5 protein-coding genes and 1 pseudogene are annotated in these 7,151 nt (G+C 61.6%); 5 read left to right on the forward strand and 1 reads right to left on the reverse strand.

All coding sequences use genetic code 11. The features are described 5' to 3' along the window. Positions 1-42 precede the first annotated feature (42 nt). Positions 43-1,043, forward strand: a pseudogene (locus ACGLHR_RS35700) (Ku protein). Positions 1,044-1,130: 87 nt separating this feature from the next. Here the strand turns inward: ACGLHR_RS35700 and ACGLHR_RS35705 are convergent. Further along, complete coding sequence (locus ACGLHR_RS35705) at positions 1,131-1,574, reverse strand: BON domain-containing protein (RefSeq protein ID WP_400099850.1); 444 nt, start codon at positions 1,572-1,574, stop codon at positions 1,131-1,133. Positions 1,575-2,303: 729 nt separating this feature from the next. On the opposite strand from ACGLHR_RS35705, the gene ACGLHR_RS35710 reads away from it, so the two are divergent. The 4 genes from ACGLHR_RS35710 (at position 2,304) to ACGLHR_RS35725 (ending at position 5,446) form a co-directional block, all read left to right on the forward strand. Then, positions 2,304-2,732, forward strand: a complete 429-nt coding sequence (locus tag ACGLHR_RS35710; RefSeq protein WP_400099851.1) for a YqjD family protein — start codon at positions 2,304-2,306, stop codon at positions 2,730-2,732. 144 nt (positions 2,733-2,876) lie between these two features. Continuing rightward, the gene (locus ACGLHR_RS35715) at positions 2,877-3,440 is read left to right on the forward strand and encodes a hypothetical protein (protein WP_400099861.1); all 564 of its coding nucleotides are present in this window, start codon (positions 2,877-2,879) and stop codon (positions 3,438-3,440) included. A gap of 70 nt (positions 3,441-3,510) precedes the next feature. Beyond that, the gene (locus ACGLHR_RS35720; RefSeq protein ID WP_400099853.1) at positions 3,511-3,714 is read left to right on the forward strand and encodes a CsbD family protein; all 204 of its coding nucleotides are present in this window, start codon (positions 3,511-3,513) and stop codon (positions 3,712-3,714) included. Positions 3,715-3,937: 223 nt separating this feature from the next. Continuing rightward, positions 3,938-5,446 (forward strand): diguanylate cyclase, encoded by a 1,509-nt coding sequence (locus ACGLHR_RS35725; protein WP_400099855.1) that lies wholly within the window; start codon positions 3,938-3,940, stop codon positions 5,444-5,446. Positions 5,447-7,151 lie beyond the last annotated feature (1,705 nt).

A 7,151-nucleotide genomic window follows, 5' to 3' on the forward strand; every position in this document is an offset into this window, starting at 1 on the left:
TCCTCCGCCGCGCGCAATCCCGGCTGTGCAAGGAGTTCCATTGTGTCACGCATCATCTGGAAAGGCGCCATAACCTTCGGGCTCGTCAACATACCGGTCGTGCTGCGGCCGGCATCGCGCAGCCAGACCATCCACCTCGACCTGCTGGACGTGCGCGACATGGCGCCCGTGGGCTACCAGCGCATCAACAAGAGCACCGGCAAGCCGGTCGACAAGTTGCACATCGTCAAGGGCTACCAGTACGAGAAGAACGAATACGTGCTGCTGAACGAAGAAGACTTCCGGCAGGCCAATGTCGAGGCCACGCAGACAGTCGATATCGTCAGCTTCGTGGAGCGGAGAATATTCCGCCGTACTACTTCGATACGCCCTACTATCTCGAACCCGACAAGCGTGGCGAACGCGGCTACGCGCCGCTGCTCGAAACCATGCGCCGTACCGCGCGCGCCCCGCTGGCGCTGGTGCTACGCAACCGCCAGCACCTCGCCGCGATGCTGGTGCATGACAATGCGCTGGTGCTCAACACCATGCGCTTTGCCGACGAGGTGCTACCGATGTCGGAATTGCACCTGCCCAAACTCGCCAGTGGCAAACCCACCGGCGCGCATGCGCGAGAAGTGGAAATGGCGACCAAGCTGGTGGAAGATATGAGCGAGGACTGGGCCCCCGAGCAATACCGCGATACCTATCGTGACGACCTGATGGCACGCATCGAAGAAAGGATCGAATCCGGCAAGACCCATCAGCTCACGCCGGCTGCCAAGGAACCGGAAACCCCGCGCCAGGGCGCGAAGGTCATCGACTTGGTCGCGCTGCTCAAGCAAAGCCTGAACCGTCGCGGCAAGGACGACGCAAGCAGCGACAGTGGGGGGCGCGCGCGCCGGAAGGCGCCGGCCCGGCACGCCGCCGCAAAGAAGCAGGCCGTGGCTAAGCGCGCTACGGCAGAACACGCGCCTGCCAAGCGTACCGCGCGCGCCGCTCCGGCGCGTGAGGCCACAGCAAGCAGCACCAGCCGGCCGGCCACCAAACGCAAGCACGCCTGAGCTGAGCCGCAGACCCGCACTACATCTCACGCAAGGAGAACCATCGTCGATGTACTGCGTGAATCCCCCGTGCGGGGCGGTTGTGGACTAGCGCGGTAGCACCTTCAGCTTGTCGGTCACTGAACTCACGCCCTCAACGCTACGCGTGGCATCGACTGCGAGCTGGTGCTGTTCCTTCGTTGGCACCGAGCCGCTCAGGTTGACTGTGCCGTCCTTGGTTTTCACGTCAATGCCGGTGGACTTCAGGTCCTTGGTGGCAAGCAGCTTGGCCTTCACCTTGGTTGTAATAGCGCTGTCGCTGACGGATTGCGTGGCATTGTCGCTCATTTCAGTGGTGGCCGCAGGCTGCTGGTCGCGGTCACCCTCGGCGCGGCCCGGCATGCCAGGGACCAAGTTGGGTGGCACACCCTTGGTGGTGTCGGCGGCGACGCGCATGAAGCCGCCTGTATCGAGCGCAAACGCGCCGCCGGTAGCTGCCGCCAGCGCAGTAGCGACACAAGTCATGCGCAGGGTATGTGCAGGGATTTTCATCGCTCTCTCCTGATGGTGTGGTCAGGTTCGACATAAGTCGCCACACGAGTTCTCGAGAACCGCATGAACGAGAACCGCAAGAAGCGCCCCGCTACGCTGCAATGTGTGTAATTCGGAGCAGGAATTTGTAATTCCGGTCAGCGCGCAAATGAAGCCTATGCCGCTTCCGCACGCATGCGCTATCCGAGGCAACAGAGGCCAAGAGGAGTAGGAATAGACTTTGTCGTTCCAGCGTGGATGCCGCCATCACTTCGGGCCCCAGGGCCGTCGGCGACCCGCTTCCGACATGGCCGCGCCCTTGGCGCCGGCCGGCACGCCGCGATTGAATTCATGTTCGTCTCCTAGGTTGTGCCGGAATGCGTGCGACGTACATGCCAAGGCCGCGTTATGACGGCCGCGCTTCAGCGGCCTCCCGGCCGAGGTAGGAATTACAAGGCTGGTAATTTTCTATGCCGTGCGCGAGAGGCAAGCCTGCCGGATTCGCCACGCGGGCTTGGCTCTGATCGCATCACGGTTGCCGCGCTGCTCCCCGCGGACCCGATCGGCGATGCCTTGCGGGCAGAGCGCGCTCCATCTGGGTAATGATGCATTCATGGCATGAAACATGCGCTGTGCTTGTAACTGGCCTGCGCCAACGAGGAGCAGGCGGACGACCCACTGGTACCTCGCGCCGTGCCCGGCGCGCGCGATGACCCGATGCCGAACGACCGACTCTCAGGAGCACGACTAATGGAAACCCAAGGCAATACCCAATCCTCCGTCCAGAACGATTCGCCGGGTATCGCCGGCAAGTTCGGCACGGCAACCACAAACATCCTGGACGCTGCCAAGGACGCCAGCAAACAGGTCGGCGCGGTCGCACGCAGCGAAGCCTACGGCCTGAAGCGGGAGCTCGACGACCTGATCAGCCGCATTCCCACCCTGTCTGGGGCTGCGCTGGACGAGGCCAAGGAAGAGTTCCTGAGCAAGATGAACGCGACCAGGGATGCCGCAAAGGGCATCTCGGAAAATGTGCGCCAGCAAATCTCCCGGCGAGCCGAGGACACCGCCGCCTATGTCAAGGAGCAGCCGCTGCGATCCATGAGCATGGCGGTCGGGGTCGGCATTATCCTGGGCCTGTTGATGGCCAACCGGGGTGGCGGCCGGGGCTCGGACTGAACCAGGCCCGACCGCCTTGCGCGCCGGCACCCTGGCCTGGTGCGCAAGGGCAGCGGCACGCCGACCGAGGTGCTCGCGCAATTCTGGCAGGACCTGTGCGGCAGGATGCGCGGAACTCCTGGCAAGCACAACAGTCTAGCGCCGATGTCGCGCGGCCGCGCAAGGCCAAGCTTCGAGCGCGGCGTCCCGACCAAGAGCGCCAAGTTTGCCGGCCGCGCCGCCTTCACGCTGGCGCATGCCGCGCCGGCAGGATCCAAAGCGGACTATGACGCGGCCGTGAAAACTGCCAACACCAACTATAAGGCTGCGCGCGCCCAGTGCGACAGCCTCAAGGGCAATGCGAAAGCCGTCTGCGTGAAGGAAGCCAAGCGCGATGAGGAAGTGGCCAAGGCCAACGCCGAAGCCGACAAGGTCAAGGCCGATGCCGATTACAGCGTGGGCAAGGAGAAGTGCGAGGACCTCAAGGGCAATGACAAGGATGTGTGCGTGAAGGACGCCAAGGCTGCCCACGAGCAAGCCCTGGGTTCGGCCAAGGTCGAGAAGGCTGCCGCCACCGGCACGAGCACCGACGTGGCTGAAGCGCGCGCCGATGCCAGGAAGGACAGCTTGGAAGCCGCCTACAAGGCCGAGAAGGAAAAGTGCGATGCCATGTCCGGCGATGCCAAGGACAAGTGCGTGGCCAACGTCAAGGCCAAGTACGCCAAGTAAGTCACCTCTTTGCGACACGTGAGCAGCCCGCCCCAGGGGGGCTGACGGCAAAGACATTCAAGGAGCCGCCATGAATTGGGATCAGATCGAAGGAAAATGGGATCAGGTCAAAGGCAAGGTCAAGGAAAAGTGGGGCCAGCTCACCGACGACGACCTCACCCAGATCCGGGGCAAGTGCGATCAGCTTGCCGGCCTCATCCAGGAGCGCTATGGCTATACCAAGGAGCGCGCGGAAGAGGAGTTGAAGGCGTGGGAGCGCGACATACGCTGGTAACACGGAAGGCTCTGATGAAACTCGGAGGGGCCGGTGGGTTACGCTCAGGGTTTTGACGAGGGTACGTACACGTGACGCGCATTTCTGCGACCGCTCCAGCATTCTCGAGGGGGCGCCTGGGATGACCGAATGCTTAACACGTGTATGGCGTAGCGTACAATTGGCAGCGTCGCCTTGGGAAGGGTGACCCAAGAGCTACATTGGCCCTCGCCGAACCACTAAAGTGATTTTTAAGCACCCCCGACTTTTCGTGGCAGGTAGCATAGCGCTTGCCGTTGCCTTCGCTACCATCGGAGCGGTTGCGCTGCATCAGATGCGCCAGGATGCGTATGTGCGAGCTCAGGAAGGCTCTGCCAATCTCTCGCTCATCCTGGAACGCGATATCGCCCGCAATCTGGAGATCTACGAACTGTCGATGCACGCCGTCATCGACGGTATCCAGGATCCCGAAATTCTTCGGTTGCCTTCCGCTATTCGCCAGTTGGTTCTGTTTGATCGCTCCGCAAACGCGACGGACATGGGCGCGATGTTGGTGGCAAATGAATTGGGGGACCTCATACTTGACTCCCGTTCCACACCGCCCCGCCCGGTCAACCTTGCGGACCGTGATTACTTTGACGTGCATCGGAATTCCACGAAAGCCGGGCTGTATATCAGTCGGCCGTTTCAGCCTCGGCTGACGGACGGCGGCCAGTCGATCGGCCTCAGCCGAAGGTTATCGCACGTGGATGGCAGCTTCGCCGGCATCGTGGTGGGCACGCTGCGCTTAAGCTATTTTCAAAGACTATTCGAGGGGACGAACCTAGGACAGGCGGGCACGATCACGTTGCTACGGGATGATGGTGTGGTTCTTATGCGCCGTCCATACGATCCATCCACTATCGGACGGAGCATGGCCGGTACTGCCTCTTTTGCGCCCCTGATGCATGCGTCCAAGGGCACCTATGTCGGCATAGCCGCACTGGATGGCGCCCAGCGTCTGTACGATTTCCGGCACGTTGCCGGTTTCCCACTGGTGGTGGTCGTCGGCCTGTCGACGGAGGATATTTACGCCGATTGGCGCAAACGTGCCTGGCTCTTGGGCGCACTTATCCTCGCGCTCGACACCATGCTCATTGCCCTCTCCATCCAGATTGCCCAGCAGGTCAGGCGCAGGCTGGCGCTGGAGGAGCATTTGAAAATGATGATCAACACAGACGGGTTGACGGGTATCGGGAGCCGGCGCGCCCTGGATGAGGCGGCGGACATCGAATGGCGTAGGGCACGCCGCCACCAACAACCCTTGGCCTTGCTCATGATCGACGTCGACTATTTCAAGAGCTTCAATGACCACTACGGCCATGCGGGTGGTGACGATGCCCTGGCCGCGGTCGCTCGTTGTATTGCCAACAGCATACGCAGACCAGGGGACTACGCCGGCCGCTACGGCGGTGAGGAATTCGCGGTACTTCTTCCCAATACCGACAGCGACGGTGCAATGGCAATTGCTGAAAAGATTCGTTTGGCGGTCCAGGCCGTGGCTATCCCGCATGCGGGGAGCATCCATCAGGTGCTCACGATCAGCATCGGGGTGGCGAACACCGACGTGCAGACGCGCTCTGTCGACCTGCGGGTCTTCTTCAATACAAGCGACTCGGCGCTGTATGAAGCAAAGGCATCTGGACGCAACTGTGTGGTGGCCACGACACCGAGGCGTGAGACAGAAGCCCCTCGCCAGGCCCGCGTCAGCTAGAGCCCCCCCAAGCCCACCAGACGTGCTCTGCGGCATCACAACGCCGGCGGCATGCGCGCTACCGGCCGTCAGAATCGGTCGGGAAGAGTCCATCAACTTCGATGGAGAATTCAGTGGCATAGCGCAGCTTTTTGGCGGCGATCCGCGCGCGTGAGGCCGTGGTGCATCGAGCTTTGGCAGGCGATGGCCGCGCTCAGTGTCTGGCAATCATCGCAAATGGCTCGGCACGGCGAGGTATTTCTACACTACCGGTATAAATTCCCTGTTCAATTCGACAAGTTTGGCGGGGGATTGCCGCACCGGCAGCGCCTCGACCCGGAAACGGAATTCGCGCGAGACACCGGGGCGAACCGGTACAGGTGACACCCGCGCCATGCCCTCGACGCCCCTGAGCGTCGCCGTGCCTCCCGGCAGCGGCGGTCCTTCCCGCCAGCGTGAGCGCGATCCTTCCGCGCCGGTGGGGACGGGGGCGGGCATCGGGGCCGGCCCGCGAGCACCGTAAGCTCTTATGCCCAACGACAGCATCACCTCGCGGGCTCAAGCAAGATGGCACTCCCACCGTGGTCGTTGGAGTAGCGTCCGCGGCGGCCGAGAGCAATTCGAGGACCGGCTTTACGCCGTCCGCTCGTCCCTCGCATGTGCGCGACCCCCGAGTATCTCGGGCCGCCCATCTCCGACTCACAGACACATGATTCGGTCATGTCGTTGGTCCATCTCATCGCTGAGATGAGGGCGCTTCGCTACGGCCAAATCCCCGATTGTAATGGCCCGGGCAACTGACCACCAAGATCGCGGCGCCACGGCCCGGTAGCTGCAACGCAGGCCCCTGGCATGCTCCCTCTGCCTGCCGCTTCGGCCGATGCTACCAGGTCTTCCTGCTGGTATTCGCGCAGGGCGCGGCGCATATTTCCCGGACGCGCGCCCGATCGCCCCTACAGCTACAGAGAAGGAGCATTCAGAAAAACGGCGAGTTCCGCAGAGAGCTGCCTACGTTACGGAAGGTATTTCAAAAGGACATGTTCGAGGCCGCGTGAGAAAGTGCCTCAATCTGCTCAAGCCGTGTAGGAATTACACCGACGCCGAACTTCCTGTGGCCGCCCTACACTTGTTACACGAATCACGAAGAACAGGCCTGACAACAGTGGCTTGTGCGTCCCGCAATGCCTAAATTTCACACCATGCTCGTTGGCGGCAGCGATAAAGAGAAAATTTACTTTCGCGCCTCTGGCAAGTGCCCAAGGTGTCGCTTGCATGCTCACTATCGTGATCGAACCATCGATGTAACCGCGGCGGACTTCTTTCAAGCACTCTGCCAAATTCGGGAAGTACTCGCGCGGGAAAGGCTATACCCACAATGCCATGGATCGAGTCTCAATGTGTACTCAATAGGCGGCCCATTGAAGGCGCAGGACGGCTTGCGTGCGTACCGGCTCAGTATCGGGCGCGAGGTTACTCCGTTCGACGTCGTCAATATCTTTGAGCGCTGCGGGAGCAGTGTGCTGCCTGTCACTGTGAAGGAGCAATACGACTACTATTGGCAATGGTTGCAATCGACAGCATGATGTCGCTGCGTCGGCCACGCTTGTAGTGCGCACTTCGCTCTGTGTGCTCTCATTCCATCAAGAGTCCGGAACGTGTCAATGACTTTGCGTCACCTGGCTTCATGAATTTACTGTGCCGGGCTGTGGTGTGTTTGGGGTAATGG

It is taken from the genome of Cupriavidus sp. CuC1 (genome assembly GCF_044627735.1).
In the GTDB taxonomy this organism is placed as follows: Bacteria; Pseudomonadota; Gammaproteobacteria; order Burkholderiales; family Burkholderiaceae; genus Cupriavidus; species Cupriavidus ulmosensis.

Coding starts and splice junctions, on each gene's coding strand:
- ACGLHR_RS35705 (WP_400099850.1), bottom strand. CDS start 1,574: ATGAAAATCCCTGCACATACCCTGCGCATGACTTGTGTCGCTACTGCG.
- ACGLHR_RS35710 (WP_400099851.1), top strand. CDS start 2,304: ATGGAAACCCAAGGCAATACCCAATCCTCCGTCCAGAACGATTCGCCG.
- ACGLHR_RS35715 (WP_400099861.1), top strand. CDS start 2,877: ATGTCGCGCGGCCGCGCAAGGCCAAGCTTCGAGCGCGGCGTCCCGACC.
- ACGLHR_RS35720 (WP_400099853.1), top strand. CDS start 3,511: ATGAATTGGGATCAGATCGAAGGAAAATGGGATCAGGTCAAAGGCAAG.